The 25,998-nt window shown below is 68.2% G+C and carries 26 protein-coding genes, 1 tRNA gene and 1 riboswitch; of the genes, 8 read left to right on the forward strand and 19 right to left on the reverse strand.

Going from position 1 to position 25,998, the window contains the following annotated elements; genetic code table 11:
* Positions 1-88: 88 nt before the first annotated feature.
* Positions 89-1,327, reverse strand: coding sequence for an acyl-CoA dehydrogenase family protein (locus ACSMXV_RS16665; protein ID WP_473178385.1), 1,239 nt, complete (start codon positions 1,325-1,327; stop codon positions 89-91).
* Between the two features lie 537 nt (positions 1,328-1,864).
* Positions 1,865-2,512, reverse strand: a complete 648-nt coding sequence (locus tag ACSMXV_RS16670; protein ID WP_473178386.1) for a GOLPH3/VPS74 family protein — start codon at positions 2,510-2,512, stop codon at positions 1,865-1,867.
* Positions 2,513-2,657: 145 nt separating this feature from the next.
* On the opposite strand from ACSMXV_RS16670, the gene ACSMXV_RS16675 reads away from it, so the two are divergent.
* Complete coding sequence (locus ACSMXV_RS16675) at positions 2,658-3,092, forward strand: helix-turn-helix domain-containing protein (protein WP_473178387.1); 435 nt, start codon at positions 2,658-2,660, stop codon at positions 3,090-3,092.
* Positions 3,093-3,096: 4 nt separating this feature from the next.
* Here the strand turns inward: ACSMXV_RS16675 and ACSMXV_RS16680 are convergent, their stop codons facing one another.
* The 8 genes from ACSMXV_RS16680 to ACSMXV_RS16715 form a co-directional block, all read right to left on the reverse strand.
* Positions 3,097-3,339 carry a hypothetical protein gene (locus tag ACSMXV_RS16680; RefSeq protein WP_473178388.1) on the reverse strand — a complete coding sequence of 81 codons (243 nt, stop codon included), beginning with the start codon at positions 3,337-3,339 and terminating at the stop codon, positions 3,097-3,099.
* Between the two features lie 55 nt (positions 3,340-3,394).
* On the reverse strand, positions 3,395-3,697 hold the full coding sequence (locus tag ACSMXV_RS16685) for an IS3 family transposase (protein WP_473178389.1): 303 nt from the start codon (positions 3,695-3,697) through the stop codon (positions 3,395-3,397).
* Positions 3,697-3,990, reverse strand: a complete 294-nt coding sequence (locus ACSMXV_RS16690; RefSeq protein ID WP_473178390.1) for a transposase — start codon at positions 3,988-3,990, stop codon at positions 3,697-3,699. Before ACSMXV_RS16690 ends, ACSMXV_RS16685 begins: the two co-directional genes overlap by 1 nt.
* A 107-nt stretch (positions 3,991-4,097) precedes the next feature.
* The gene (locus ACSMXV_RS16695) at positions 4,098-4,784 is read right to left on the reverse strand and encodes a hypothetical protein (protein ID WP_473178391.1); all 687 of its coding nucleotides are present in this window, start codon (positions 4,782-4,784) and stop codon (positions 4,098-4,100) included.
* 40 nt (positions 4,785-4,824) lie between these two features.
* Positions 4,825-6,687: a M50 family metallopeptidase gene (locus ACSMXV_RS16700; protein WP_473178392.1), complete on the reverse strand. Its 1,863-nt coding sequence runs from the start codon at positions 6,685-6,687 to the stop codon at positions 4,825-4,827.
* 70 nt (positions 6,688-6,757) lie between these two features.
* Positions 6,758-6,973, reverse strand: a complete 216-nt coding sequence (locus ACSMXV_RS16705) for a hypothetical protein (RefSeq protein ID WP_473178393.1) — start codon at positions 6,971-6,973, stop codon at positions 6,758-6,760.
* Positions 6,974-7,003: 30 nt separating this feature from the next.
* On the reverse strand, positions 7,004-7,219 hold the full coding sequence (locus tag ACSMXV_RS16710; protein ID WP_473178394.1) for a hypothetical protein: 216 nt from the start codon (positions 7,217-7,219) through the stop codon (positions 7,004-7,006).
* Between the two features lie 30 nt (positions 7,220-7,249).
* Positions 7,250-7,456 carry a hypothetical protein gene (locus ACSMXV_RS16715; RefSeq protein ID WP_473178968.1) on the reverse strand — a complete coding sequence of 69 codons (207 nt, stop codon included), beginning with the start codon at positions 7,454-7,456 and terminating at the stop codon, positions 7,250-7,252.
* A gap of 352 nt (positions 7,457-7,808) precedes the next feature.
* On the opposite strand from ACSMXV_RS16715, the gene ACSMXV_RS16720 reads away from it, so the two are divergent.
* Both ACSMXV_RS16720 and ACSMXV_RS16725 read left to right on the forward strand, forming a co-directional pair.
* Positions 7,809-8,069: a hypothetical protein gene (locus tag ACSMXV_RS16720; protein WP_473178395.1), complete on the forward strand. Its 261-nt coding sequence runs from the start codon at positions 7,809-7,811 to the stop codon at positions 8,067-8,069.
* Between the two features lie 394 nt (positions 8,070-8,463).
* Positions 8,464-8,781, forward strand: a complete 318-nt coding sequence (locus ACSMXV_RS16725) for a hypothetical protein (protein WP_473178396.1) — start codon at positions 8,464-8,466, stop codon at positions 8,779-8,781.
* 88 nt (positions 8,782-8,869) lie between these two features.
* Here ACSMXV_RS16725 and ACSMXV_RS16730 read toward each other — a convergent pair whose 3' ends face one another.
* From ACSMXV_RS16730 to ACSMXV_RS16760, 7 genes are all read right to left on the reverse strand, one after another.
* A complete protein-coding gene (locus ACSMXV_RS16730) occupies positions 8,870-9,130 on the reverse strand; it encodes a hypothetical protein (protein ID WP_473178397.1) in 261 nt (86 codons plus the stop codon).
* Between the two features lie 250 nt (positions 9,131-9,380).
* The gene (locus tag ACSMXV_RS16735; RefSeq protein WP_473178398.1) at positions 9,381-9,767 is read right to left on the reverse strand and encodes a helix-turn-helix domain-containing protein; all 387 of its coding nucleotides are present in this window, start codon (positions 9,765-9,767) and stop codon (positions 9,381-9,383) included.
* Between the two features lie 393 nt (positions 9,768-10,160).
* A complete protein-coding gene (locus ACSMXV_RS16740; protein WP_473178399.1) occupies positions 10,161-11,987 on the reverse strand; it encodes a glycosyl hydrolase family 18 protein in 1,827 nt (608 codons plus the stop codon).
* 429 nt (positions 11,988-12,416) lie between these two features.
* Positions 12,417-13,961, reverse strand: coding sequence for an MFS transporter (locus tag ACSMXV_RS16745; RefSeq protein ID WP_473178400.1), 1,545 nt, complete (start codon positions 13,959-13,961; stop codon positions 12,417-12,419).
* A 355-nt stretch (positions 13,962-14,316) separates the two neighbouring features.
* Positions 14,317-14,916, reverse strand: a complete 600-nt coding sequence (locus tag ACSMXV_RS16750) for a lytic polysaccharide monooxygenase auxiliary activity family 9 protein (RefSeq protein WP_473178401.1) — start codon at positions 14,914-14,916, stop codon at positions 14,317-14,319.
* Between the two features lie 309 nt (positions 14,917-15,225).
* Positions 15,226-16,545, reverse strand: a complete 1,320-nt coding sequence (locus tag ACSMXV_RS16755; protein WP_473178402.1) for an SPFH domain-containing protein — start codon at positions 16,543-16,545, stop codon at positions 15,226-15,228.
* A gap of 193 nt (positions 16,546-16,738) precedes the next feature.
* Positions 16,739-18,100, reverse strand: coding sequence for a peptidoglycan-binding protein (locus tag ACSMXV_RS16760; protein WP_473178403.1), 1,362 nt, complete (start codon positions 18,098-18,100; stop codon positions 16,739-16,741).
* A 207-nt stretch (positions 18,101-18,307) separates the two neighbouring features.
* Here ACSMXV_RS16760 and ACSMXV_RS16765 point away from each other — a divergent pair.
* The 3 genes from ACSMXV_RS16765 to glxA all read left to right on the forward strand — a co-directional run bounded on the left by ACSMXV_RS16765 (position 18,308) and on the right by glxA (position 22,801).
* Positions 18,308-18,381: transfer RNA gene (locus ACSMXV_RS16765), tRNA-Lys, on the forward strand.
* Between the two features lie 485 nt (positions 18,382-18,866).
* On the forward strand, positions 18,867-20,867 hold the full coding sequence (locus ACSMXV_RS16770) for a glycosyltransferase family 2 protein (RefSeq protein WP_473178404.1): 2,001 nt from the start codon (positions 18,867-18,869) through the stop codon (positions 20,865-20,867).
* Positions 20,864-22,801 (forward strand): radical copper oxidase GlxA, encoded by a 1,938-nt coding sequence (glxA, locus tag ACSMXV_RS16775; RefSeq protein ID WP_473178405.1) that lies wholly within the window; start codon positions 20,864-20,866, stop codon positions 22,799-22,801. The genes ACSMXV_RS16770 and glxA overlap by 4 nt, the downstream gene beginning before the upstream one ends.
* A gap of 58 nt (positions 22,802-22,859) precedes the next feature.
* On the opposite strand, the gene ACSMXV_RS16780 is transcribed toward glxA, so the two are convergent.
* A complete protein-coding gene (locus ACSMXV_RS16780; RefSeq protein ID WP_473178406.1) occupies positions 22,860-23,936 on the reverse strand; it encodes a glycoside hydrolase family 6 protein in 1,077 nt (358 codons plus the stop codon).
* A 184-nt stretch (positions 23,937-24,120) separates the two neighbouring features.
* A riboswitch (cobalamin riboswitch) is annotated at positions 24,121-24,259 on the forward strand.
* A 34-nt stretch (positions 24,260-24,293) separates the two neighbouring features.
* Between ACSMXV_RS16780 and ACSMXV_RS16785 the strand changes: the two genes are divergently transcribed.
* Positions 24,294-24,512, forward strand: a complete 219-nt coding sequence (locus tag ACSMXV_RS16785; RefSeq protein ID WP_181660680.1) for a CbtB domain-containing protein — start codon at positions 24,294-24,296, stop codon at positions 24,510-24,512.
* A gap of 15 nt (positions 24,513-24,527) precedes the next feature.
* Positions 24,528-25,301 (forward strand): CbtA family protein, encoded by a 774-nt coding sequence (locus tag ACSMXV_RS16790; RefSeq protein WP_473178407.1) that lies wholly within the window; start codon positions 24,528-24,530, stop codon positions 25,299-25,301.
* Positions 25,302-25,328: 27 nt separating this feature from the next.
* Here the strand turns inward: ACSMXV_RS16790 and ACSMXV_RS16795 are convergent, their stop codons facing one another.
* Positions 25,329-25,997 carry a class F sortase gene (locus ACSMXV_RS16795; RefSeq protein WP_473178408.1) on the reverse strand — a complete coding sequence of 223 codons (669 nt, stop codon included), beginning with the start codon at positions 25,995-25,997 and terminating at the stop codon, positions 25,329-25,331.
* Position 25,998: the final 1 nt, after the last annotated feature.

Consider the following 25,998-nt stretch of genomic DNA (forward strand, 5'->3'; position numbering starts at 1 on the left):
GATCCATATGGGGAGCCGCGGGCACGGCGCTGTGTCCGTGGCTCCCTTGCGTTTCAGATCGGGTGGCCGGCTGTCGCCGGGCTGTGTCTCAGACCGGGTGGCCGACTGTCGCCAGCTGCTCCTCCTGGCGGTGCTCCGTCGGCACGGTCCGCACGAGGTCGGCCAGGCGCTCGGACCACTGCCCCTTGCTGGTGCCGAGGGCCAGTTCGCCCAGGCGCAGGAGCTGGACGTCGCTCGTGCCGGCCGGCGCGTAGATGTGTTGCGCGTCGCGCAGATAGCGCTCTATGGGCCGGTTGGTGAACAAGCCCGCCGCGGCATGGATCTCCATGGCGTCGTTGGCCGACTCGACGGCGTACTCATGGTTGAGGAGTTTGGCGTTCATGAGTTCCGCGTCGCAGGGCAGCCCGCGGTCCAGCGAGTGCACGGCGTGGTAGGCCGCCAGTCGGGCCGTCATGAGCCGGGACTGTATTCTGCCCAGCTTGAGCTTGATGTTGCCGAGCTCGCCGAGCGGTTTGCCGTACCTCTCGCGCTCGATGCAGAAGGCGGTCGTCTCCTCGAGGATGGCTTGGTGTATGCCCAGACTGACCGCGGTGAGGTTGGGGCGCCCGTAGAGGATCGACGAACTGTAGGCGACTTCGAGGCCTTGACCTTCCCTGCCGAGCAGGTTCGCCGCCGGCACCCGGCAGTTGTCGAATCTCAGCTCCCCGAACGAGAAGCCGTGAAGTCCCATGGCGGGCTGGTGCTCGGCGAGCGAGAAGCCGGGCCGGTGGGCCTCGACAAGGAAGGCCGAGAGTCCCCTCGATCCGGGGCCTGTACGGACGACGACGCCGTGCAGGTCTCCGACATGGGAGTTTCCGACGAAGACCTTGCGGCCGTTGAGGATGTAGTCATCGCCGTCACGGACCGCCGTGCTGGCCATGCCCAGGACGTGGCCGCCTGATTCCGGCTCGGTGACCGCGATCGTGGGAAGGCAGTCACCCGCGGCGATGCGCGGCAGCCAGGTCTGCCGCTGCTGCTCGTTTCCGAAGTGGATGATCTTGGCTGTGCCCAGCTGCGATGCCTGGACCATTGCGCCCATCGCCCCGCTGACGCGGGACACTTCTTCGATGATGATGGTCTTGGCCAGGTGTCCGGCGCCCATTCCGCCGTACGCCATGTCGATGGTCGCGCCGATCAGGCCCTGACGGGCTATCAGCCGAGACAACTGGTGGGCGACGACACGCTTGGCTTCCATGTCCTCGATACGGGGGCGGACTTCGCGTTCGGCGAAGTCGCGCACACGCTGTCGTAGATCCTCGTGTCTCTGGGTTGTGAAGTAGCGTTCCACGACAAGCCCTTCTCCGCGTCTCCCCGCGTCCGGTGGAACGGGGGGTTGTCCGTCGGGCAGTGGTTCCCCGTCCCCCAGGCTGCCGACGTGAACATGGTCCACAAGTCGACCCATCGCAGCCAAGATCATTTATAGTCTTTGGCTGAAACCTTACGTGTTGCATTTTGATCCTAACTGTGCGATGCAGTACGCATCTTGCCCAAATACTGATACGTGGCGGGTGGAGCTGCGGGAGTGCGAGAAGAGAGGGCTCCACGCGCCAATGGCCTGCCCACCAGGCACTTGCCAGCTGGGGAGGCAACTGCGAGGCACTGGAAACCGGCCACTGCGGCCTGTCCTGTCCAGCACGCATGTTTGACCGGGGCGATTGTCGTATTTCGGCCGTACCGGGAAGGGCGCTCAGGTGCACGTGCGAGGGCGTGCGCACGGTTCCGCGCCCCCTTGTCTTCGGGGGCTTCCCGTCCCGAGTGATGGGGCCCCGGCGGGAACCGGAGCGGCCGGGGATTCTCCCGGAGCGTCACCTCGCCGGAAGTGGCGTCAGCTCGCCAGCAGTACCGTGAAGAGAGCCGTGTCCAGGCCCCGGAACGCCTCGTGCCATGGGCTGTCGGTCACGGTGTTCCGGAGGAGCCGCGCGGCCCTCACCTCGACCTTCTCTCTGTCCTCGCCCGGCATAACCGCCGCGAGAGCGCCGACCGAGTGCAGGAGCATGACCAGGAGCAGCGTCGGCTCATCCTCCTTCTGGCCCTGGATGACCGCGTCACGGACGCGCCGCACGGCTTCCCTCTTGTACGCGTGATCGACGAGCGGCCAGGCGTGGGTGCGGACGAGGCCGAGGAGCCGTCCCTCCTCCTGCCGTAGCAACCCACGGTCGACCAGGCGCTGCAGCAGCGGCGGCCAGCAGTCGTGGCCGATCGTCTCGGCCACCCAGTCCAGCCTCGTCTGCTCGGCCACGAGGGTCTGGAGAGCCTTGTCGAGCACCGGGTCCCCGGTGGGCGCACTGTCACGTACGACGGGCCGGACGTCCGGTAACGCGTGTGCGGGGGACTCGACGACGATCCGGTCGGCCCGCACCAGGTCGAGCAGGATCGCGCTGCCCACCGCACGGCGTCGGCGCCCCAGGTCGACGGTGCTCCGGCCGGACTCGTTGAGGAGCAGCAGAGCCAGATCCTCGGTCAGAGTGGACATACACGCTCTTCTTTCTGTTCACGGTGCGTGACGGTGTCCCCGCCGGGTTCGCGCAGGATTGGTCTGGAGGCACCACCCACCCGGCGACATAGACTCGTCATCACCGGTACGCGTCAAGTCATCGCTAGCAGGAAGAAACCCTCCCGTGGCCAACGCACTGCAGGAATTGGTGAAGAGCCGACTGGAACAGCGGGGCTGGTCCTACGGCGACGTGGCCCGGCGCGGCGGCATCCCGCGTTCCACCGTCCATCACCTGGCAACTGTCGAGCGCGTGGCCCGTATGCCGCAACAGGCCACCCTGGAGGGCCTGGCCAGAGGGCTGGAGCTGCCCCTGGACTCCGTCCGCAGGGCCGCCGCCGAGGCCTGCGGGATCCATCTGTACTTCGAAGAGCCGGCCGGCACCGCCGCCGCCGACCCCGAGGTCGCCACCCTCATCGCCAGCGTCCAGCGACTGTCCGTGGCCGACCGCCGGCACGTCACGGCGCTCGTCGAATCCCTGCTGCGCAGCAACCCCGACCCGGACCTGGACCCCGACCTCGGCCCTGACGCCGACTCCGGCCCCGACTCGGGCGCCGGCTGACCGCTCACCGATCCCTCAGGGTCCGCAGCCAGCCGATCACTGCACTCACCGTCTGGTAGTCGAGCTCGGCGATCCGGGCGACGGCATCGGTGTCGGTCAACCGTACGGGGATGCATGCGGCGTCCAGCGCACAGTGCAGCATCACCTGATGTGCCTGCGTTGCCGGCAGGTCCTCCCCCACGCGCATATAGGGGCGCAGGAACGCGGCGATGGGCAGCGGAGGCGTCGGAAAGGCCGGGAATTCCATGATCGTGCTCCGATCACTCTCTCGCTCGGGTACGAAGCCTCGAAGGAACTCGGACTCAGGGCGCGTCAGCCGCCCGCCCGGAGTCACCTGAGACGCCGTGGATACCGGCCCGGCGCATCAGGAGTTGCACCGTTCCGTGGCTGACCGTGATGCCGTATCTCAGCGTCAGTTCCTCGTGAATACGTCGATATCCATAGGTGGCGCCCGAGGCAGTGTGGATGGCGGTGATGACTTCGGTGAGCCAGGAGTGACGGAAGGACCGTGCGGAGGGAGGGCGCGAGCGCCAGGTGAAGTAGCCGGACTCGGTCACCCCCAGGACCCTGGTGGCGATCCGCACGGGCAGCCCGTCCTGGGCCATCACGTGTACTGCCTCGAATCGCCTTTTGGGGACACGGCATCGCACAGCAGGTCGGTCGCGCGTCGCAGGACGGCGAGCTCGGTCTCCAGCTCGGTGATGCGTTTGCGTGCGGCGTTGAGTTCGGCCCCGGCATGCGGGATGGACCGTCCTCTCCGGAGGTGTGGCAGATATCTGCGTCGCCACTGGTAGATCGTCCGCTCTTTGAGGCCGAGATCGACGGCCACCTTCTTCACGGGCTCACCCACGGCGAGCAGGTCGAGGGCCTGGCGGCGCACCTCGGGTGGGTAACGCATGGATGTTCATCCCTCCGGAGGACTGGAGACGAGGTCCATCTCCCGGCTCGGGGGAAGGGCTCCCCGGGCCGGGAGATGGTGAGGGTAGGTACGGAGCCCGATGGCGGCTAGTCGACGTGACGCCGCAGGGTGACGGTGGGCCGGAAGTTCTCCAGCGGGTCCACTGCCGCACCACGGGGTGCTGCTGCCAGCGCCTCCCTGAGAAGCCTCACGACCTCGGCGGCGAGGGCATCGGCGCGGCCCTTGACGACATCGATCGACTCGCGGCTCCGCTCCAGCTCGCCCAGCCGCCCTTCCAGCACGGCCAGTTCGCTCCTGGTCGCACGGCTCAGGCTGAACGAGTACGGGGTGGAGACGACGAACTGATAGGCGCCGGCGAAGGTCTGGCAGCCCTCGCAGTGGTCGTTGACGGCGCGGCTGGTGTTGGTGGCGTTGAGGCGCGCGAGGGTGCTGGTCGTGGTGACGACCTGGAAGGACAGGGCGACCGAGCGGCAGGGGTTGTCGAGCGTGCAGCCGACGGAGCGGGCGACCGCCTTGTTGCGCGCACCGACGCCGATGACCGGTCCGAGCTCACGGATCGCGAACTCGTCGTCATAGTCGATGCGATGCCTGGGGTTCGCCTTCGCGTGTGCTTCGTCCACTGCGATGCCAACACGGGAGACGGTCGCCTGGGTGGATGTCGCACCGGCCGGGTTCGCGGCGGCGAAACCGGCCATGCAGGCGGTGGCCAGGATGCCAAGACGCGCTGCTCTCCGGCCGGCTTCGCTGGTTCGTGGCTTTCGGTGGGTCGTCACTGACTGCTCCTTTGCGGACGTGCTGGAAGGATCTCGGGGTTCATGGCGTGGGGGGCTCTTGGCCGGCCGTGGTGCTCGGCGACTCGGAGGGAGTCACCGAGGGCGAAGGGGAATCGGACGGCGTGGCGCTCGGCGTGCCCGAAGGGCTGGCACTGGCCGACGGCGACGGGGACGGCGACGCCGAGGTGCGGCTGCTGCTCGGCGTCGGACTCGTCTGCCCGGAGCTCGGAACGGCCCTCCGGGAGCTCGCGGACGGGGAGCTGCTCGCGGTGGTGGTCTCGCCGGAAGGGCTGATGTCCGGGGTGGGCGCGACCGGGCCCGCCATGGGCGGCGAGCTGGTGAGGACGGACGGGCCCGAAAGGGCAGGGCCGGGCGGCTCTTCGGCGGAGGCCGATGGCGTCGGGCGGACCGTGGGAACCCCGGGCTGCAGGATGGGGGTGATGGGCGCCTGCGGCGGCAGCGGCTCGGGGGTCACGCCGCCCAGCCACGCGGCGCAGAGTGCGCCGGCTCCCGCCAGCACGCCACCGCAGATGGCCAGGCGCAGCCGGGGCTTGCCCTCCGTGGTGCGGACGGTGTACCTCACGAGCCGCCCACCCAGCCGTACGGTGAGATACGCCGCGCCGGCCAGGGGGCAGACGAGCATGAAGCTTCCGATGACACCGACGAGTCCGACGGTGATCTGACCGTCGACGAGGGCCAGCCATGTCCCGCCCAGCTGCTCCGTCAGTGAGCGCAGGCTGGTGATGAGCAACCGCGGGAGGTTCCACAGGACATAGACCAGCTCGGCGATGATCAGCGGCACCATGGTCAGCACCCAGCCGGTCACGATGGTCCGCGCGGGACGCTTGAGATCGGCCACCTCCGGAGGCACCGGACGGCCCGGCAGCATGCTCTTGAGGATGGGTTTGATCTTGCCGAAGAGATCGGGGATTCCCGCGAGGTCTCCGAGGATGTAGTAGCCGTCCAGCCGGACCACCGGCAGCAGCTGCTCGAGGATCTCGAAGTGCACCAGGTAGATCGCGGCGAGAAAGAAGGACTGGCCGGTGACGAAGTAGGCGCAGGCGAGGCCCAGTACGAAGACGACGTTGAAGTAGACCCCGCCGAGATCGGTCCGGATCCGGCCGGCCCTCCCGATGCGGTAGACGTCGGTGACCTCGGTGTACATCGACGGCCAGATCAGGTAGATACCGCACCCGATGCTGCCCGGTCGGGCGCCACCGTATCTGCACGCCGAGGCGTGACCGAACTCGTGGAAGACCAGCGATGCCACGATCAGCACGAAGACGGCCAGCATCAGCACCGGCTGCTCCAGCACCTGCAGCACCGGTTTCATGGCTCCGTGCACGGCGAACAGCCAGAAGTCGAAACCGATGGCTGCCGCCAGCACCAGGACCACGACGAGTGGCCGGTGCAGCCATGCCAGGGCCTTTGCGATACGGGCGACCTGCCGCTCGCGGAAGATCACCCGGTGGCCTTTGAGGGTCAGGAGGAGGTCGGAGGTGGGGCCGGCGACGTGGTCGCCCTCCTGGCCGAAGGGAACGGTGACGCCGAGCGGCTGGAGCTTGTGCTCGATGAGATATTCGACGTTGTCCGCGCTGACTTCGCGCCCGAAGCGCCCGCTGACCCGGTGCGAGATGGTCTCGGTGTTCCGTTCACCGTCGATGGCTTCGGCCACCAGGTAGAGCAACCGGGACAGCTGGACCACCTGTCCGTCCCCCCGGCGGACCAGATATTTGGGCTCTGTGAATCCGGATCCCTGGTATTGGCCGAGCAGTTGAAGTCCTGCGCCGAGCCGTGGAACGGGAAACAGTATCTCCGGGTATTCATACGAGGTGAACGTTTCGTCCGCGTCGCAGGCCGCCGCCCCCACGGGACCGGGGTGAACCTTTTGGCTGTCGGTCACCGTCCTGCTCTTCCTCCCTGGTGTGCGGGCCGCGCCCCCAAGAACACGGCCCGCACACGTCCGGGCGTTGTTACTGGTTGATGGTGATGCTCTGGTTGGCCTCGGAGGCCGCGATGGCGTCCGGCGAGTCCACGTTGGCCGCGAGCGACTCGTTGTGAGCGTCGACGTAGGCGATGCGCTCGGTCACGTTGGTCCTCGTGGTGAAGTTGAACCGGAGCCGGCCCAGGGCCTTGCGGCCGGGCAGCAGTTCGGCGTCGGCCTCGGCGTTGAGCTGGTCGATGTTCATGGCGGAGCCTTTCTTGGGTCGAAGCGCCTGTTACTGGCTGATGTTGATGGTCTGGTTGGCCTCGGAGGCCGCGATGGCGTCCGGCGAGTTCACGTTGGCCGCGAGCGACTCGTTGTGGGCCTGGACGTAGGCGAGGCGCTCGTCGACGTTGGTGGTCGAGAAGAAGTTGAACCGGAGCCGGCCCAGGGCCTCGCGGCCGGGCAGCAGTTCGGCGGAGGCCTCGGCGTTGAGCTGATCGATGTTCACGGTGGAGCCTTTCTTGGGACGAAGCGTCTGTTACTGGCTGACGCTGATGGACTGGTTGGCCTCGGAGGCCGCGATGGCGTCCGGGGAGCAGAAGTTGGCCGCGAGCGACTCGTTGTGGGCGCCGACGTAGGCGACGTGGCGGGTCACATCGGTGGTCTCGACCAAGCTGAACCGGAGCCGGCCCAGGGCCTTGCGGCCGGGCAGCAGCTCCGCGGCCTCGTGGTCCAGCTCTTGCATGCCGAGCATGGAGGGTCCTTTGCACGAAGGGCATGGACGGACGGAACCGAATCCCAAAAGCGTCCATCCATGCCGGACGATCTGTCTGACGAGGTTGGACAGTAGACCCGTCCAATCACGTTGGACAAGCGATTCGGGCATCTTGCTCCCCGCCCGGATTCGCCGGGCAACGGCGAAAACAGCAGGTGGGAGGGGTGATGGGCGGGCCCGCATCGGACGCCGGCCCGCCTGAGGCCTCACCTGATTGGCCCAATCCGGCCCGCTCCAGCAAGCGGTTCAAGAGCCCTCGATGGCTATTCTCTCGTCGCCCGAGGCGGGTGAACCGCCCGAAACCTCCGCGAGAGGGGTGCACGTGCTTGTCGTTCCAGGAGCCTCCGCAACCGCCGTCGTCCGCGACAGAACGGGAGAGCCGGTGGTGCTGCTCTCCGGCGAACTCCCCGCAGCCCTCACCCCGTCCGGCCTCGACGAGCTGCTGCACCTGGCCGCCGCAGTACTCGACGGAGAGGAGTTGGAGCTCTTCCGGAAGTGCCTGGCGGCGCTGCGCTGCGGGGAGAAACTCGAGGAACGCCGTATCGAGGTGAGCGGAGCCGTGCTGACCATTTATCGCAGCTGACGCGCAAAGAGACTGCGCGGAACACGGTGCGGAATATCGTTCGACACCCGGAATTTCCGCAGGCCGAACTCCTCCGAATGACATCGGGTGCGAATTCTTCAACGCATTACGCGGTGCACCTTCGCGACCTTTTCTGCATTTCACCCCAGATGCGCAACAACGCCACGACACACCGGAGTTGAATCACCTTGGCGAGTGTTTCCCGGCGCCGTTTCCGCAATACCTGAAACCCCCTTGAAGCAAAGCTCAGGGCATGTTTTCGCTACTTCTCGACCAGGAGTCGGCCGTAACCCGATAAGCCCCGTCCGACCCGATTGAGCGAATGAATGGAGCGGGGAGTTCCGAGTAATGTCCGACGCGCCATCAGAAATCCATCGACACAAGGAGAAATCTGGTGAGAAATCTGGCGCGCGCCGCTGCGACGGCGGCCCTGACCGTGACCGCGGTCATCATCCCGCTGACGGGCACGGCCACGGCCTCCCCGGCTCAGTCCCCCCGGGCCGTGCACACCGTCCACGACTTCGACGACCGGTGTGACGACTTCGGGCACCACCGCTACCGGCACGGCAGTTGGGACCGCCACTGGAGCCGGTGGTCCGATGACTGCCGCTACCGCTGGGACCGCCGCGGCCACAGGTCGTACTGGCACAACGACCACTGGAGGAACCGCAACCACACGGACTGCTCGTGGAATTACGGCCGCCGCTACTGATCCGATCTGATCCGCTCTGATCCGGTCGGAACATGACATGGGCTCCCGGGAGCAATTCCCGGGAGCCCATCTCTCTGTTGTCCGCGGATCAACTCCTGTAGACGGTCAGTACAGCCCCGCTCACCTCGATGCGGCGTTCCTCGAGTTTCTCTCCGCAGCGCAGGGCCGCTAGGCACTTCCGGAAGAGCTCTAACTCGTCCGCGTTGAGCACGGCGGCCGCGAGATTCAGCAGGTCGTTCACGCTGGACGGGGTGAGGGCCGAGGGGAGTTCGCCGGAGAGCAGCACCACCGGCTCTCCCGTCCTGTCACGGACGACGGCGGTCGCAATCGCTCCTGGAACGACAAGCACGTACACCCCCCTCTCACGGAGGCTTCGGGCGGCTCACCCGCCCCCGCGAGGAGAGGATAGCCCCAATCGAACCATTTCTTGTCCGATCTGATACTTCGCCATGACACGCTTGATCAGATACGGCATGGGCAGCGCCGACCTGAAATACACCGATCTCAATGGGCTTTTGATGGCGAGAGGGAGCCAAGAGCGTCGGTCCCCAAATCAGTTGACTCGGTCCATCCGCAGTAGTCGCCCACCGTCAATCGTTCTAGAGGGAACCGTGACCGTGGTTCCTGCGCAGCAGGGATTCGATGAGCGCGGTGACGTGCCGGCGGTCGGCCACGGACAGTCGCTGGACGCTGGCGATGAGAGTGGCGACCTCGGGGTCGGCGGCGGCGGTGCCGGCCGGCTCCTCGAAGTACAGATGGATCCCGCAGGCCTCGGCGGCGGCCCTGCGGACGGAGTCCAGGGGCAGCTCCAGCCCTCTGGCCAGGCCCTCCAGGGTGGCCTGTTGCGGCATACGGGCCACGCGTTCCACCGTCGCCAGGTGATGCACAGTGGAACGCGGGATGCCGCCGCGCCGGGCGACGTCGCCGTAGGACCAGCCCTGCTGCTCCAGCCGGCTCTTCACCAATTCCTGCAGTGCGTTGGCCACGAGGTGGATTCTTCCTTCCGGTGAGTCGGTTGGCCAAATCTCTCGCAAATGGCTTGCAGTCAGGCGCGAGAAGAGCTAGTGTCCAATTTTCTCGGACAGTTTGTCCAAGCATATTGGACAGGACTCTCTGTGCCACCTTCTGCTGCTGCACTCACCAGGGCCCCCCTCGGGATGCGGTCGACATCCACTAGGGCTCGCCGAACTTCGCAGCACAACCCATCGGTTCAACGCTCCCCGTTGTGGCGCGTCACGCCCGCACTGATCGTATCGGCGACTCCATACACTCTCACCCCAAACGGAATCCGATATCCCGGTCGCAGCCGGCGCTCACGATGAGAACCGGGGAGACGGGGGGCGTTCCCGTCTCCCCGGTCTGTCCGGGTGCGGCTGCGGTTACTGCAGGCCGCTGTTGATGGCGCTCACCAGCTCGCCGCTGGCGGTGTCACCGCTGAACTCCCAGAAGAACGCGCCGCCCAGGCCCTGGTTCTTGGCCCAGGTCATCTTTCCGGCGATCGTCGACGGGGTGTCGTAGCTCCACCAGTTGCTGCCGCAGTGCGCGTAGGCCGTACCGGCGATCGTGCCGGTGGCCGGGCAGGACGTCTTGAGGACCTTGTAGTCCTCGATGCCCTGCTCGTACGTCCCTGCCGCCGGCCCGGTCGCGGTGCCGCCCGGAGCGGACTGCGTGACGCCCGTCCAGCCGCGGCCGTAGAAGCCGATGCCCAGCAGCAGCTTGCCCGCAGGGACGCCCTTGCCCTTGAGCTTCTGGATCGCCGCGTCCGAGTTGAAGCCGGCCGTCGGGATGCCGGAGTAGCTGGTGAGCGGGGAGTGCGGGGCCGTCGGACCCTGCGCCGCCCAGGCGCCGAAGTAGTCGTACGTCATCACGTTGTACCAGTCGATGTACTGCGCGGCACCGCCGTAGTCCGCGGCGTCGATCTTGCCGCCGGACGAGCCGTCGGCGGTGATCGCGGCGGTGACCAGCTTGCTGGTGCCGAACTTGCCGCGCAGCGCCGACATCAGGTTCTTGAAGGCCGCGGCGCCGCTCGTGTCACAGGTCAGACCGCAGGCGTTCGGGTACTCCCAGTCGATGTCGATGCCGTCGAACACGTCTGCCCAGCGCGGGTCGTTGAGCACGTTGTAGCAGGACTCGGCGAAGGCGGCCGGGTTCTGCGCGGCCTGGCCGAAGCCGCCGGAGTAGGTCCAGCCGCCGAAGGAGTACAGCACCTTGATGTTCGGGTACTTGGCCTTGAGCTTCCGCAGCTGGTTGAAGTTGCCGCGCAGCGGCTGGTCCCAGGTGTCGGCGACGCCGTCGACACTCTGGTCGGCGGTGTAGGCCTTGTCGTACGCGGCATAGGTGTCGTCGACGACGCACTGGCCGTTCTTCACGTTGCCGAACGCGTAGTTGATGTGTGTGATCTTGCTGGCGGAACCGGACGTGACCAGGTTCTTCACGTGGTAGTTGCGGCCGTAGACACCCCACTCGGTGAAGTACCCGAGCTTGACCTTGCTGCCGGGGCTGGGGGTCGGGTCGGTGGAGCCGCCGGTGGTGCGTACCGCGGCGGAGCTGCTGACCGGGCCGGTCTGGTCGGCGCTGTCGCGGGCCTGCACGGCGTACGAGTAGTCGGTTCCGGCGGTCAGACCGGTGTCCGAGTACGAGGTTCCGGTGACCGTCGCGACCTTGGTGCCGTCACGTAGGACGTCGTAGTTCTTGATGCCGTTGTCGTCGGTGGCCGCGGTCCAGGAGAGCTTGACCGAGGTGTTCGTGATGTCGGATGAGGTGGGGGTGCCGGGCGCGGAGGGCGGGTTGTCACCGGGGACGCTTCCGCCGTCGCAGGATGCGCCGTTGAGCTTGCAGCCGCTCGGCGAGCCGGAACCGGCGCCGTTGAAGCCGAAGGAGACGGAGGCTCCGGGGGCGAGCGTGCCGTTGTAGGACTTGTTCTTGGCGGTCCAGTGGGTGCCGGAGCCGGTGACGTCGGCCTCCCACGCGGAGGTCACCGAGGTGCCGGAGGGGAAGTCCCACTCGACGGTCCAGGAACTGATGCTCGTGGTGCCGGTGTTCTTGATCGTCCACTTGCCTTCGAAGCCCGTGCCCCAGTCCTGGGTCTTGGCGTACGTGGCCGTGGCGGATGTCGCGGCTTCGGCGGGGGTCGCCAGGCCGACCAGCGCTGCGAACGGGAGCAACAGGGTGGTCAGCCCTGCCACGGCTCTGTCTCTGAAGCGCATCCTGCGCCTCCTCGGGGTGAGGTCCGGTCGTACATGGGGGTGGAACCAGGCCTGCGCCGCCCGTGAGCACGCACGCTTGAGAAACATGCGCGCCCGGGTAGACCGCGCATGTTCATGACATGCTCACCGCAGTGCCGCGAGAATAGAAAGGTCTGGACCAGAGGTCAATAGGTCTGGACCAGTTGAGCTTTCATTCGAACCAGCCCCAACTCTCGGGCGATTGCACCAACTTGTGCCTGTGCCTGCCTGTACCGCTACGTGCGGGACACCGAGCCCGTACCTCTACGTGCGGGACACCGAGCCCCGGCAGGCGAACGGCCGGGTATGGGCGGCCTGGTTCGCCGCGGCGCCCCGACCGGAAGCAGGCGAACAAAGCGGCGACCGCACGGGAAGACCCAGACCAGGAGGCCCCCTGCTTTCCGCGCCCGCTCAGCTCGTACCCGCCGGAGCAGTCGCGGCCGGCTCCGCCGCAGGCCGGTGGCCCTGGCTGTCGGCCGCCGGGTCCGGGCGGCGCATCAGTACCAGTACGATCACGCCGCCCAGCAGCCCGGCGCATCCGGCGAGCAGGAGGGCGTCCTGCAGACCCGAGGCGAAGGCAGCGTGCACCTCATGGGCGACGGAGGCCCGCTCCTGGGGTGCGGCGCCGGCGATCACGCTCTGGGCCCGGCCGCCGCTCACCGCGCCGGCCGCGCGCTCGGCGTCGGGCAGGGCGTGCCCGTCGCGCAGCACCCGGAGCAGACCCGCCTGGAAGACGGCGCCGAGCAGGGCGATTCCCAGCGCATTGCCCAGCTGCCGGCCCGTGTTCAGGGCTCCACCGGCCATACCGGCGCGCTGCCACGCCACCTGGGCCATCGCGGCTGACGCCATCACCGGGGTGGACATGCCGACGCCGATACCGGTGACGACGAGGCCGGGCAGCAGCACGATCCATGTCGAGTCCGCATTCACGAACGACTGCAGCAGCGCACCCACGCCGACGAGCAGCAGCCCGCCACCGATGGTCAGACGCGGCGAAACCCCGTGCAGGAACCGCCCGGTGAGCGCGGAGACGACGAACGCGGCCACGCTCATCGGCACCACGGCAAGACCGGCGGCCACGGGCCCCATACCGCGTACGGACTGCAGCCACAGCGACAAGTACGCCAGGCAGGAGTACGCGGCAAGGGCGAGCAGGACTCCGCCGATCATGATCGCCGTGAAGGACCGGCTGCGGAACAGCGAGAGATCGAGCATCGGATGGGCCGTGCGCAGCTCGATCAGGACGAAGACGACGGCGGCCACGGCGCTCACCGCGAGCGGCCCGAGCGTCGCCCCGTCGCCCCAGCCGGCGTCGCCGGCCCGGATCAGCCCGTACGTCAGCGCCCCGGCGGCCAGCGTGAAGGCGGCCATGCCCGGTACGTCGATGCGGGCGGCACTCGGATCGCGGGACTCCTTGATGGCGCGCACGGTGACGAGCACCGCGACGACGGTGATCGGCAGATTGACGTAGAAGATCCACCGCCAGCTGAGGTGTTCGGTCAGCAGCCCGCCGAGCACCGGTCCCGCGGCGGCCGCGGCACCGTTGACCGCACCCCACACGCCGAAGGCGACACCCCTGTCGCGGCCCTGGTAGGCGCCGCTGAGCAGGGCCATGGTGGTGGCGAACATGGCGGCCCCGCCGACGCCTTGGACGACGCGGAACGCGATGAGCGCGTCCGGTCCCGTCGCCAGCGCGCAGGCCAGCGAGGCCGCGGCGAACAGCACGAGCCCGCCCAGATACACCGCCCGCCGGCCGACGCGGTCCGCCAGCGAGCCCGCGCCGAGGAGCAGGGCCGCCAGGGCGAGGGCGTAGCCGTCCATCACCCACTGAAGATCGGCGAATGTCGTGTCCAGTGCGGCGGCCATGTCGGGCAGGGCGACGGTCACGATCGTGATGTCGACGAGCAGCATGAACGCGCCCAAGCACACCGCGGTCAGCGGCAGCCACTTGCGCATCGGAAACCTCCGCGGTCCTCGCTCCGGCACCGTCCACCCCGGATGAGCGAGGAACCACGCACCCGCGGACGGCTCCCTCCCATGAAGCCCCCGAGGTCGCCGGATTTCCGTGCAGCAGGGCGTGAAATGGTGAAAAAACTACAAAAACAGGTCTCTTCGGGTGATGCGCCCGCGGCTCGCCGAGAGGGACGGCTCCGCACACGCCGCACAGCCGCACAGCCGCACACGGCATGCATGGCATGCACGGCGAGTACGACGAGCAGGGCGCGCGCGGAACCTACCGGTGAGTGGTGCAGGAGAGCCCGGAGCAGAATCCCTGACCAGGCCTCAGGCCTCAGGCCTCAGGCCTCAGGCCTCAGAACTGAACGTCCGAGCAGGCGTAGAACGCGTTCGCCGTGTCGGCGATCGTCCAGACCGCGAGGATGACGTGGTGCCCGGTCTTGCCCGACGGGAGCGTGCCGGAGTGGGAGAGGGTCGCGGGCGGCTGACCGCTGTAGGGCACGGTCAGGAAGGGCGTGGCCTCGAGGGCCGACCGGGTCAGCGGCTGACTGTCGTTCCAGCCGTTCTTGGTGATGAAGTACTTGAAGTCGGTCGTGGAGTGCCGTGCCGTGAACTGCCAGCGGAAGGTGTAGCTCTGTCCGCCCGTGACCCGGGTCGTCGGCCAGGCTCCGCCCGAAGGGGTCTTCGGGCTGTCCAGCGCGGCGAAGTTGGTGTGGTTGGCGGAGCAGATCTGCCCGTCCGCGGGACCGGCAGCCGGGAAGCCCTTGGGCCCCTCGACGCTCTGCGGTTCGTACTGGATGGCGCCGCAGCCGGTCACGGTGCCGTTGGCGCAGAGTTTCTGCCGGCTTATGGGGAGGTCGGTGTAGCCGTGGCTGCTGGCGCCACCGGTCGAGAGCACAAGGGCCCCGGCCGTGGTGAGGCCCAGCAGGGCCGCGTATGTCTTCTTGCGTCGCATGATGCCGCTCCTCGAGAACGTGGGGGAGTTCATTGAGCACGCGTGCACCGCGGGACCCAGGCATGACAGAGGATCAGACCGGGCAGGTCCGCTGGGAGTTCAGGTCTAGACCAAGCTCAGATTATGAGCGGCACTTGAACATGTCCATACCAATTGCAGGGGAGGGTTCGACGGCATCGGCACGGGCGGGCTGTTTCAGCCCGCCCGGGGGCATCTCCTGGGGCACCCCCAGCGTTAGCTGGGGAGTTTGAGGACGAGCCCGTCTGTGCGATCGGAGGTCTGGGGGCGAAGCCCCAGCGCCGTCGTCCCTTACGCCCCGTCGCTCGCCCGCCCCGTGTAGAACGCCACCGTCAGGTCCTTCACCAGCGCCTTGCGTTCGTAGTCGTCCAGTTCGACGAGGCCGCGGGTGGTCAGCCGGGACACGGTGTCCTCGACCGAGTCGACGACCGAGGTGAGCACCGTGTCCCGGTGCAGCGCGTCGAGCGCCGCGATCCGGCGGCGCTGCATCACGGCTGCCACCTCCGGGGCGTACTCGATCCGGACCGGCTGCACCGAGAACACCTCGATGCCGACGGGTTCGGCGTCCGCCGCCACCTGCCGGGTCAGCGCGTCGGCGACGGCCTCCGTGTCGCGCAGCGTGGGGACGTTCTCGAGGAGGCGCCCGCCACCGGTGCCCGGGAACGGCGCGTCGGCCGGGCGCTGGGACGCCACCCGCGTCAGCGCCGCCTCGACGCAGTCGCGCAGATATTCCTGGTGGTCGTCGACAGCCAGCACAGCGCGCGCTGTGTCCTTCACCCGCCACACGACGAGCACGACGACGCGCAGCGCGACCCCGTTGGCGTCGACCGCGGGCATCGGCTCGCTGCGCCAGTGCCGCAGCCGTACGTCGACACGCCGCCGCAGCAGAAGCGGGTTGACCCAGAGCAGACCGGTGCGCCGGACGGTCCCCCGGTAGCGGCCGAAGAGCGTCAGCGCCCAGGCCCGTCCGACCTGACCGCGCGTCAGCCCGCCGAAGCCGAACATCGCGAGCGCACCGGATCCGGCGAGCGTCGCCCACTGCGCCGCCCCGAGCCCCGACCCCGCGTACCCCGACAGCCCGACCGCCCGCGCCACCAGATCGGGCAGCACGCCCGACCACCACAGCGACGCGACGCCGCCCGCCGCACCCACGACCCCGGCGAGCACGCCGGCGGTCCCGGGCAGCGACCGCCCCGGCCACTCGATGAACTCCGGGTCGTCCGCGGACGCCGGACGAAGCCCTGCCCGCAATCCCGGCCGCGCCGGAACCCGCCCCGCGCCCCGCGCCGCGGCCCGGCGTACGGCACGGGGATACGGCTGCGGCGGAGCGCCGCCCGTCTGCGGACCACCGGTCTTCGCAAAACCGGCCGGCTGCGTCATGCCCGGTCGCGGACCGCCGCCGCCCACGACGGCGGACCCCAGCGGTACGCGCACTCCGCCCGGCCCCACGCCCGCTGCCGCTCCCACGCCCGCGGCCACCCCGGCATCGTCACGGAACAGCATGTGCACGGGGATCTCGGTCGTGGACTCGTTCTGGATGAGCCTCGGCGGCCGGGCCCCGGGCTCCGGAGTCCCCTCGGGCCGGGGGGACTCCGATGTGGTCGTACTCATCCGTGCCTCCGTCGTCAGAAGAGCCGTGGTGATCAGAGCCGTCGCTTGATGAGTGGGCTTCGGCAGGGACCGCGACGGCATGCTCAGTACCGCCGCGTCATGAGAAGCACCGCCACGCGGGTGCAGGCCGCCGCGTCAGGTGCGGGACCGCCGGGCAGGTGCAGGACCGCCGGGCAGGTGCAGGGCCGCCGCGTCATGAGAAGAGCCGTCGCCAGGTCTCGGGTCCCGGGTAGCCGTCGGCGGCCGCGCCGCGCCAGCCCTGGGCCCGCTGGAACGCCTCGACGTTGCGCCGGTCACTCTCGCCCCAACGGGGCCCCGGCCCTTTCGTGTAGTACTTGCCGAACCCCTTCTTCACCAGCTGCCGGCCCAGCTCGGTGACGTACTTGTTGGACTGCCCCGGCCGGAAGTACGCCTTGCCGGGGAACGCCGGCACCTTGCTTCCCGCCCCCGTACCGGTCCCGCCCGTGCCGTTACCGCCCGTACCCGTGCCGCTTCCGCCCTTGCCCGGCGTCCCGCCCGAACCGGCCGCCCTCGGAATGTCCCGGCCCTTCCCGTTGACCAGGTAGTCCCAGGTCCTCGGCCCCGGAATCCCGTCGGCGCCGCTCCCCTTCCACCCCTGCGCCAGCTGGAAGGCCTGGGTCGCCCTGCGGTCCGCCTCGGTCCAGCGCGGACCCGGACCGGAGGTGTAGAAGCGGCCGCCGCCGCGTGCGACGAGCATCTGGCCCAACTTCGTTACGTATTTGTTGTTCGCGCCGGGCCCGAAGTACGAGGCGCCCGGAAAGGGGGTCGCGGCGGACCCGCCGGAGCCGCCGCCCGTCTCCGTCTTCAGACCCTTGTAGCGATAGGGCACATAGCTTCCCGAATGGCTCCAATAGGCGTAAGGGGTCGACTTCCTCCGGGTGTTCGGGCGGACCTGCTCGTACGCGATGTATTGCGTGTGCGTGTAGTCCGTCCAGCCGCCGAAAACGGTGACGTGTGACCCCTTCACCGGGTCGGCGGGATTGTGGAAGAGAAGGATGTCGCCGGGCTGGAGCTGCTCCTTGCCGATACGCACCGCGTATCCGCCGAGGCTGCCCGTCCATTCGTTGGTGCCGAGATTCCAGGCCATCGAGACAAAGCCCGAGCAGTCCTGCCGGTACCCGTCCGCCCAGAACTTCGCCATGCTGTACGGCACCTTCGCGGCGACCCATTGCTTGGCCCTGTTGATGATCTCCGCCCGGGTCGTCGCTGCCGCCGCCGGCTCCCGTTCTTCCTTGGGGCGGTTGCCCCCGTAAAGCGGCGCCCTGCTGCCCTGCGGGGTGTCGGGCTCGTCGGAAGCCGGGGCGCCGGGCCGCTCCGGGCGCAGGTCGGCGGCGACGGCCGCGACCGGCTGACTCGCGCCGAGCATGGTTCCCGCTGCGGCCGCCAGCACCAGGGCACGCCGTGCGCCATGGGCCGCGGGATGCCCGCCGAGGCGGACCGGCAGGGAATGCGGCGCGACACGCCGCCAGTGAACACAGCCGGGGCAGTCGCAGCCGCTCGCGGGCTCGAATTCCTCGAATACCGGAGCCGCCATGAGATTTCCCTCACACCCCTGAAAGAAATGTCCGCGCATCTGCACGATCGTCAGTTTCTCAACTGTCCGAAGATGTCGCATGTTGACGGTCCGAATGATGGAGCGGGCCACCTCGGGGTAGGCCGGCCGTGCCTTCTTCGGGATTCCATCGGCCCGGCGTGGCCAGGAGCACCCGTCGGCCTCGGGTAGAGTTCTCCGGGTCAGCAGGCGCCGCTAGCTCAGTTGGTTAGAGCAGCTGACTCTTAATCAGCGGGTCCGGGGTTCGAGTCCCTGGCGGCGCACAGACAGAAGGCCCCTCGCGAAAGCGGGGGGCCTTTGCGCTGCCCGCGCGGGGTGACCGTTCCCGTTGTGCCACCCCGTTCCGCCGGGGGCGGAACAGGGTGGCGCAGCACCACGACGGCGGGGCAGTCGCGCACCATCCTGGACAAACGTTCCTGCAGCCCGAACACCGGCACGGCCGGATTAGCCAGAAGTGCTCTTGCGATCATGATGAACGGCGTAGAACCCTGACATGTGAGCTATTGGCTCCTATGAGACAGCAGGTGCGGGGCAGTTGGAGGCTCGACGCCGGTTGCCCGGGGAGGGCGGGGAGAGGGGCCCCGTTCACGAGCCGATGCCGAGGGGGGCATCATGCAACCGGAAGGGCGCTGTTCCGTGTCTCAGGTGACGGTGGCCTGCCACTGATGCGTCCAGGAAGGTCGAGGGGGACCGGAGCGGGCGTTCGGAACAACGAACACGCGGTGACTCGCGTGTGGGGGGATGACTCATGACGTCGACGCCAACGGGCGCCCGGCAGCAGTTCGACCCGTCCCAGACGACTCAGCTGAGGATGGTCTCGCAACGCACGGGTGGCTTCCTCCGGCTCAAGAAAACTCTTCCGAGATACGACTACGAGCACTACAGCCGACTCGCCGGCCCCCTTACTCAACCCGATCCGACCAAGCCGTACAAGGTGCGGTACCGATCTTTGCTCTCGCAGGAGCCGCACCGCATCCGTGCGGCCCTGATGCTGGGCGCGGCTCCGCTGCTCTCCCTGGTCCTGCTCGCCTGGCTGCTGCAGCCCCAGCACTGGACCGAAAGGGACTATCCGGCGTACGACTTCCTGCCGGCCCTCGACGTCGTCATGCTCGTCGCGATCGGCCTGATCGAGTTCTTCCGCGTCATGAACGTCGTGTCGAACGCGCACGCGACCCTCGTCGCCCGCGATCCGATTCCGGTGGTGCCCGAGACCGGCACCCGCGTCGCCTTCCTCACCTCGTTCGTGCCCGGCAAGGAGCCGCTCGAGATGGTGACGAAGACGCTGGAGGCCGCGGTCAAGCTGCGCCACCGCGGACTGCTGCACATCTGGCTCCTCGACGAGGGCGACGACCCGGAGGTGAAGGCCGTCTGCGAGCGTCTGGGCGTGCACCACTTCTCCCGCAAGGGCATAGCCAAGTGGAACCAGGCGAAGGGCCCGCACCGCGCCAAGACCAAGCACGGCAACTACAACGCCTGGCTCGACGCCCACGGCGACGACTACGACTACTTCGCCTCCGTCGACACCGACCACGTGCCGCTGCCGAACTACCTGGAGCGGATGCTCGGCTTCTTCCGCGACCCGGACGTCGGCTTCGTCATCGGCCCGCAGGTGTACGGCAACTACGACAACTTCGTCACCAAGGCCGCCGAGTCGCAGCAGTTCCTCTTCCACGCGCTGATCCAGCGCGCCGGCAACCGCTACGGCTCGCCGATGTTCGTCGGCACCTCCAACGCCGTACGGATCAAGGCGCTCAAGCAGATCGGCGGTCTGTACGACTCGATCACCGAGGACATGGCGACGGGCTTCGAGATCCACCGCCACAAGAACCCGGCCACGGGCAAGAAGTGGAGGTCGGTCTACACCCCGGACGTGCTCGCGGTCGGTGAGGGTCCCAGCGCCTGGACGGACTTCTTCACCCAGCAGATGCGCTGGTCGCGAGGGACGTACGAGACGATCCTCAAACAGTACTGGAAGGGCTGGTTCTCGCTGCCGCCGAGCAAGCTCTTCAACTACACCATGATGATCATCTTCTACCCGATGTCGGCCCTCAACTGGATCCTCGCCGCGCTGAGTTGCGCGCTGTTCCTCGGCCTGGGCGCCTCCGGTGTGAACATCGACCCGACGATCTGGCTGATGCTCTACGGCAACGCCTCCGCTCTGCAGATCGGTCTCTACGTCTGGAACCGCCGCCACAACGTCTCGCCGCACGAGCCGGAGGGCTCCGGCGGTGTGGCCGGCATGGTCATGTCCGCCCTGTCGGCGCCGCTCTACGCGAAGGCGCTGATCGATGCCGTACTGCGCCGCAAGAGCAAGTTCGTGGTCACCCCCAAGGGCGACTCGGCGAGCCCGGACCGGTGGTTCGGGACCTTCCGGTACCACTGGTACTTCATCCTGATCTTCGGCGCCTCGATGGCCGCCGGCTTCTACTACGGCAACTCGCACCCCGCGATGATCATCTGGGCGTCGTTCGCGATGCTGATCACCGCCACGCCGATCTTCGCCTGGCGCTGGCAGATGCGCCAGGAGAAGAAGAAGCGGGCCACGGCACCAGAGCCGGGTGCCGCCGAGTCCCCCGAAGCCCTGGCACCGGGCGCCGCGGCCCCGCACGGTCCGCATGCGCCGCAGCAGAAGCCGAGCTGGGCCGCCGCCGACCGGGCGCCCGGCCCCGACCGTCAGGCCGCCGGCCCGGACCAGCCGGAGGCCCCGGACCAGACCATGCAGATCGCCCTTGGGGGACGTAAGAAGTGAAAGACCATTCCAGCCGCCGCCGTGCCCGCCGCATCGCGATAGGCACGGCGGTGGTTCTTGCTCTGGCCGGCATGAACGGACCGGCTCTCTACCGGTTCGGGTCGGAGGAGTACCACCAGTACAAGATCAACAGACCTGAGTACAAAGCCGAGAACGGCCACTGGGAGATCGTCGATTTCCCGGAGGAGTACCGGCAGAACACTATTCACGCGGCGCTGCTGCACACCGGCAAGGTCCTTCTGGTCGCCGGTTCCGGGAACAACCAGAAGAACTTCGACGCGAAGAAGTTCGACACCCGGCTCTGGGACCCGGTGAAGAAGACCATCAAGAAGATCCCCACCCCCACCGACCTGTTCTGTACCGGCCACACCCAGCTCGCCAACGGCAATCTGCTGATCGCGGGCGGCACCAAGCGGTACGAGAAGCTGGAGGGCGATGTCACCAAGGCCGGCGGCCTGATGATCGTCCACAACGAGAACCCCGACAAGCCGATCACGCTGCCGGCGGGCACCAGGTTCACCGGCAAGAAGAACGGCAAGACGTTCGTCTCCAAGGACCCGATCCTCGTCCCGCGGGCCAAGAAGGTCTTCGACAAGAAGACCGGCAAGTTCCTGCGCAACGACCCGGGCCTCGGCCGTATCTATGTCGAGGCGCAGAAGAGCGGCCGCAAGTACGAGACGGGCACCCAGGACAACTACCGCGTGCAGGGCCTGACCGGCGCCGACGCCCGCAACACCTACGGCATCGCACAGAAACTCGCCCTGGACAAGAAGGACTTCCAGGGAATCAAGGACGCCTACGAATTCGACCCGGTCGCCGAGAAGTACATCAAGGTCGACCCGATGAACGAGGCGCGCTGGTATCCGACGCTGACCACGCTGAGCGACGGCAAGATCCTCAGCCTCTCCGGCCTGGACGAGATCGGTCAGCTGGTGCCGGGCAAGAACGAGATCTACGACCCGAAGACGAAGAAGTGGACGTACACCAAGGACGTCCGGCAGTTCCCGACGTATCCGGCGATCTCGCTGATGCAGAACGGAAAGCTCTTCTACTCGGGAGCGAACGCCGGCTACGGCCCGGACGACGTCGGCCGTGACCCCGGCATCTGGGACCTGAAGACGAACAAGTTCAGCAAGGTCCCTGGCATGAGCGACAAGAAGCTGCTGGAGACCGCCGGCACGGTGCTGCTGCCGCCCGCACAGGACGAGAAGTACATGGTGATCGGCGGCGGCGGGGTCGGCGAGTCCAAGAAGTCCAGCAAGAAGACGCGCATCATCGACCTGCTGGCCGACGAGCCGAAGTTCGTGGACGGTCCCGAGCTGGAGAAGGGCACCCGCTACCCGCAGTCCTCGATCCTGCCCGACGACACCGTGCTCGTCTCCGGCGGTTCCGAGGACTACCGCGGGCGCGGCGACTCCAACATCCTCCAGGCACGGATCTACGACGCGAAGGCCAACAGCCTCCGGCGGGTCGCCGACCCGCTGGTCGGCCGCAACTACCACTCCGGCTCGCTGCTGCTGCCCGACGGCCGCGTGATGTTCTTCGGCTCGGACTCGCTCTACGCCGACAAGGCCAACACCAAGCCGGGCACCTTCGAGCAGCGCATCGAGATCTACACGCCGCCGTATCTCTACCAGGGCTCGCAGCCGACGCTGGGCGGCGGCCCGAAGACCGTCAAGCGCGGCGAGTCGGCGACCTTCACCACGAAGCACTCGGCGTCCATCAAGACGGCACGGCTGATCCGGCCGAGCGCCTCCACACACGTCACCGACGTCGACCAGCGCTCCATCGCGCTGGATCTGAAGAAGACGTCGGAGGGCGTGACGGTCACCATTCCGAAGAACCGCAATCTCGTCGAATCCGGGTGGTACATGCTGTTCGTGACGGACGACCAGGGGACGCCGAGCAAGGCGCAGTGGGTCAGGGTGCCGTAGCGCCGTTGTAGTTGGCCGAGCAGATCCCCGCGCCCCTCTTGGGGCGCGGGGACTGTCGCTATTCGGAGGCCTCGGCCAGCTTCAGTGCGTAGTCAGCCCACCATTGCCCCGCCTTCGGGCCGCCCTTGCAGGTGCCGTCGGACTCGCCGGGACGCTTGACCCACAGATACGCGTCGACAAGGTCGTCGCCCGTCTTGGTCGTGGGTGCCTCGCCGAGCGCGCGGCCCGGCGGGTTGCACCAGCGCTCGTCCGCTGCGCCCTCCGTGTACGGGCCGTTGCCGTTGCGGCTGGTGTCGATCACGAACGGCTTGTTGCCGACCTTCGCGGACAGCTCCTTGCCGTACGCGATGCTGTCCTGGGTCGTGTAGAAGTTGGAGACGTTCACCGAGAAGCCGTCGGCCTGCCCGACGCCCGCCCACGTCAACGGCTCGAAGATCTGGTCCGGCTTGCCCCAGCCCGCGTTGCCCGCGTCCAGGTACACCTTGGTGTTCTTGAGCGCCTTGAGCTTCTCGATGGCGCCCTTGAGGAGGTCGTAGCGCTCCTCGTGGAACTCGTCGGGTGTGCAGCCGTCGACCAGGTGCAGCACCGCGTCCGGCTCCAGGATCACCGTGGTGCTGCGGTCGCCGATGCCCTTGGCGACCCCGTCGATCCAGGCGCGGTACGCGTTGCCGTCGGCGGCGCCGCCCCCCGAGTAGTTGCCGCAGTCGCGGTGCGGAATGTTGTAGAGGACGAGGATCGCGTCCCGGTCGGCCTTCTCGGCGGCCTCGGTGAAACCGCGCGCCTCCTGCTCAGGGTTCTCCGGGCCGATCCACTCACCGGTGGGCTGCTCCGCTATTTTGCGGATCTGATCGGCCTCATCTTCCTTGCCGGCCTTCGCATATGTCGCCACCTGCTTGGCGGCATTGCCGTTCGGATTGACCCAGTACGGATCCTCGCTTTTCGGCTGCTGCGCGATCGGCGACTTCGCCGGTTCCTTGTTCGGCTCCTCGTCACCGGAGGAGAAGCACCCCGCCAGCAGCAGTGCCGCCCCCGCCACCGCCGCCGACGCCTTCACCCCCCTGACCCTGAGCCGCGTTCCGCGGGCGTCCGGCGAACTCCCAGAAGTCCCCCGGAAAATGCCTGCATTGCGGTACATCCACTCCCCCTTGGGTGCACAGTCTGGCTTTCAATCCTGACATAGGTGGTCCACCCCCCACGAGATCACTCCGGCATCGTCGGAGAGCTGTTACGGGTTCACGGCCGCTGGTACCGCGCCTGGGCGGGGTACCCGCATGTGCCGGTGTGACGTAGGCGCGGTTGACAGTGTCCCTGCGCGACTGGGACTCTCCGGGACGACAAGTCCATACATCGAGGCGACGGTTGACAGGAACCCGGTGCGACTCCGGGACGGTCCCGCCACTGTGACCGCGCGCATCCCGCGCGCGGAAGTCAGGAACTGACCCGTCGTCCTCCTGCCATGGGGCGTGGAAACCCCAGAAGGAGGCCCACCGGTATGTCCCTGCACACCGCACCGACCACCGACACCACCGCGGTCACGTCCGCGGCGACGAGCACCCGCGACTGGCTCATCGCATCCGCCGCGGCAATCGTCGCCCTGATCGCGCTCTACGCGGTCTTCATGGACCACGGCACCGTGATCGCGGCGACCGGCGACTATCTGCACGAGTTCGCGCACGACGGCCGGCACCTCTTCGGCGCTCCCTGCCACTGATCGGCCGTACGCACCATGTCCACTCCTGTACTTCCCCTGCTCGGGCGCGGGCTGGCGGCAGGAGGGGCGGCGGGCCTTGCGGCCGGCCTCTTCTCCCTGCTGGCAGCCGAACCCCTGATGGACCGCGCGATCCGCGCCGAAGAGGCACGCTCGGCTCACTCGCATGACGGCGCCACCGCAGTGCAGCACCACGAGGAGCTCTTCTCGCGCTCCACGCAGCACGCGGGCCTCGTCGTCACCGCGGTCATCGCCGGGCTCGCGCTCGGCGTCCTCTTCGCCATCGCCTACGCCTTGGTGCACCGCCGCACTCCGCAGGCTGAGCCGTGGCGGCGCGCACTGGTCTTCTCCGCGGCCGCCTTCCTGGCGGTGTCGCTGCTGCCCGGCCTGCGCTACCCGGCGAACCCGCCGGGCGTCGGAGACTCCGGCACGGTCGGCGACCGCCAGGCGCTGTGGCTGGCGTCGATCGTGGTCAGTGTGCTCGGCATGCTGCTGGCCTGGCAGGTGTCGGTACGGCTGTCCGGCCGCCCGGCGCCGGTCCGCCACACAGCGGTCGTGCTCACCGTGATCGCCGTCCTCGCGGCGACGTTCGCCCTCCCGGGCAACCCGGACGACGTCCCCGTCGACGCGACACTCCTGTGGAACTTCCGCGTACTGTCCCTGGCGTCGCACGCGGTGCTGTGGGGCGTGTTCGGGGCGGTGTTCGGAGCACTGGGGCTGCGAGCGGCGGCTCATACCGCTACTGCGGCTGGCGGTCGCCCCGATACCGCTGTGGTCACTCCGTCGGGTTGACCGACGCACAACGGCTGTCCGCGTACCTCAAGGCCCACGGCCGGTCAGGTACGCGGACACCACCACGTTCGCCGTATACGTACGCCGAGCCTCATCGAACGTACCCCCACACGTGATGAGCCGAAGCTCCGCCCGCCCGGCCTCATGCACGCCGTACGCCTGCCGCGCATCGAACCGTTCACGCGTGAGGACCTGCACATCGTCCACCGTGAACTCGGCGACCGTCCCGTCGTCCCGGCTCACCCGGACCTTGTCCCCCGGCCGCAGCGCACTGAGGTCGAAGAAGACCGCGGGCCGCGACTCGGTGTCGACGTGGCCGACGAACACCGCGGCACCGGCCGCTCCGGGCTGCGTACCGTTCGCGTACCAGGCCACGGCCCCGGCCTGTTCGTAGGACGGCGCCTCGACCGCCCCGTCCGGGCCGACCCCACGGGCCACCACCGGCGCCTGCACCCGTATCGCCGGCACATCGACGCGCACCGGCTTCGCAGCAGGCAGCGGCCCCAGTGCCTTCGGGAGTTCGACACCGAGCGGCCGCCCGACCGCCGCCGCGTCACCCGTGGTCGGCGCCGACAGGCCGCTGGGCACGTCGGTGATCTCACGGCCCCACAGCCACAGTCCCAGCAGGAGCACCACCCAGGCGACTCCCGTGAACAGGCGGCCGGTGCCGGAGGAAGAACGCTCTTCGCCCGACATG

This window comes from Streptomyces sp. DSM 42067 (assembly GCF_055792885.1).